The sequence below is a fragment of the Sporomusa sp. genome, from assembly GCF_035561255.1.
Classification (GTDB): Bacteria; Bacillota; Negativicutes; order Sporomusales; family Sporomusaceae; genus Sporomusa.
The window spans coordinates 1-2,408 of record NZ_DATMXX010000316.1 but is presented as its reverse complement, the minus strand read 5'-3'; the positions used below and the strand labels follow the sequence as shown (position 1 = coordinate 2,408).

Annotated in this window: 3 protein-coding genes; 2 read left to right on the top strand and 1 reads right to left on the bottom strand. The window is 42.2% G+C overall.

Features of this window, described 5'->3' with window-relative positions; all coding sequences use genetic code 11:
* The first annotated feature begins 228 nt into the window (after positions 1-228).
* Complete coding sequence (locus tag VN379_RS17185; protein ID WP_325536041.1) at positions 229-438, top strand: transposase; 210 nt, start codon at positions 229-231, stop codon at positions 436-438.
* Between the two features lie 298 nt (positions 439-736).
* Positions 737-1,483 (top strand): IS3 family transposase, encoded by a 747-nt coding sequence (locus VN379_RS17180; RefSeq protein WP_325536039.1) that lies wholly within the window; start codon positions 737-739, stop codon positions 1,481-1,483.
* A 306-nt stretch (positions 1,484-1,789) separates the two neighbouring features.
* Here VN379_RS17180 and VN379_RS17175 read toward each other — a convergent pair whose 3' ends face one another.
* Positions 1,790-2,164, bottom strand: a complete 375-nt coding sequence (locus VN379_RS17175; RefSeq protein WP_325536037.1) for a MerR family transcriptional regulator — start codon at positions 2,162-2,164, stop codon at positions 1,790-1,792.
* Positions 2,165-2,408: the final 244 nt, after the last annotated feature.

Here is a 2,408-nt window from a genome sequence, read left to right as displayed (position 1 = left end):
GTTCTTTTCTTAAGTCTTAAGTATACTTGCAGTGTCAATATTAGTAAAAATCAATCGTAAATGCTGTTTTATAATTCTTATATTATGAGAGCAAGTCGAGTAGAAACGCGCCTCTCGGCGCGCCCCCCCTCACAGAACCGGACTTGCCCTATTCTCTTTAGCCCCGAAATGAAATTAGACAAACCCTCTTCGGTCTGATACAGTATAAGCCGAAGGGAGTAAAGACAAATGACAAGAAAAACATACGCGCCAGAATTTCGTGCCCAAGTAGTAAAAGAAGCATTGGAAACTGGCAATAGCGCCCTTGTTGCTCGCCGCCATACTATGAATGAGAACATTGTAAACCGTTGGGTTCGTGAGCATAAACACGGGAAAAATCCTAAGCCAGGCAACAGATGCTTTAGAGAGAATCGCAACAGGTCAAACTCAGCCTTCTGACGAAGTACGCAGCCTAGCAACCGATAATGAAAAGCTTAAAAAGCTTCTCGGTGAAAAAGAACTGGAAATCGAGATACTGCGTGACCTGGTAAAAAAGCTTCACCCACACTTAATGATAAAATAGAAATAGCCAAGCGATGGATTCATAAAGGATATTGCGTTACCCTCGTTTTGCGGATTCTTGGTGTCAAACGGGCCACCTATTACTATCGGCAGCAGGCAAGACAAACAAGACCGCATGGTGGTGGCAGGCCGCCCTCTCATTATTCCTATACAGGGTCAGGACAGAAGGTCAGCAATGAACAAATTGAAGAATGGATGCCAACTCATTGCAGAGGAAGGCACGTACTATGGCTATGTAAAAATGACTAAGGCATTGCGACGCAGCCCCTACCAGTTAGTCATCAATAAGAAAAAGGTCTATCGACTCTGCAAAAAACTCGATATCCTGCTGCCGCAATGCCCACTCTGTCAGCGGCCTCCTCGCCGGATCGCCCGCAACCGAGTGGTAACCGATTCGAATCAAGTGTGGGAAATGGATATCAAATATGGCTATGTCACCGGAGAAGACCGTTTTTTCTTCATCTTATCCATCATTGACGTATTGGACCGCAGCATAGTAGCTTACCATATCGGACTTTCCTGTGTAGCAGCCGATGTTTCCCAGACAGTAAAGCAGGCACTGCTCAAACGGCAGCTTTATACGAGTGAGAACAAACCAGTGATTCGAACCGATAATGGACCGCAATTTATCAGCTATCCGTTTGCCGCTACCTGCTTAGAGGTAAAAGTAGAACACGAGCGGATTCCTGTACGTACTCCGAATAAAAATGCGCATATCGAATCCTATCATGCGATCCTTGAGAAGGAATGCCTATCTCACCAGGATTTCCAGACCTATACCGAAGCCTACGAAGCGGTTAGTCAGTTTGTTACAAGGTATAATCAGGTCCGCATACACTCAAGTATTGGGTATAGGCCGCCCCAAGAATGCTATCTGTTGTTGCAGAACAGGAAAATGAAGGTAAAATCAGTTCGTTTATAGGTATTCTTCAATAACGACATGTCTGATTATTCTGTTATTGCGGAACTGGTTTGCTGTCAATGGCGGTCAAATGACCGGCGTAGCGTACCATTTACACAAAGCGGTTCTGTAATGTCATAAAAAATTACATGGCATGCGATATTCTACGAAATCAAATGATAGGAAGAGGTTTTGTCCAAATTTGCGGGGTCAATCCGATGTCAAAAGGTCCCTCTTCCATTATTCACAAAAACCACCCGGCGTATTTCTGCTGAAACAGAAATATGCCGGGTATTTCTTTAAGCCAGAAACAAAAAACAGTTTCAATTATGGAAATTTAACCGTTTTTTCCATTACATCATATAATGCCAGCTTATAGTTGATTCTTTCCATATGTTTAAGAATCTGCGCCAATTGTTCCTCGGCTTTCTTCTTATGCTCAAGCATCATCAGTTTACGTTCCGGGATTGTACTATCCCCCTGCTTAAATAATTCCGCATACCGCTTAATCTCGGAAAGAGGCATGCCTGTTTCACGCAAAGACGTAATAAAATAAATCCACTCGAAATTCTGCTCGTCATAAATTCGATTACCATGTTCGTTACGTTTGACAAACGGCAATATGCCTTCCTTTTCATAAAAGCGCAGCGTATGCTCAGAAACACCGCTTTCCTGTGCAAACTGCTTGATAGAAACTGTCATTGTTTCATCTCCTAATCGAAGAGGTTACTTAGAGTTACTCTATGTAAATACTATCATACAATGAATCATTCAACAAGAATACCGGCAACACATCTGCTTTTACTCAACACGGATTTATCTACTGTGGCAATAATTAGTTCAATAATTGCGCATGTTTATTAAGCAGCTTGGCACTTAGCACAATTATTTTTTCTCCTGCTTGTTTTTTAAAAAACGTTTAAAAAATCATGCTTGACTTAGAGTT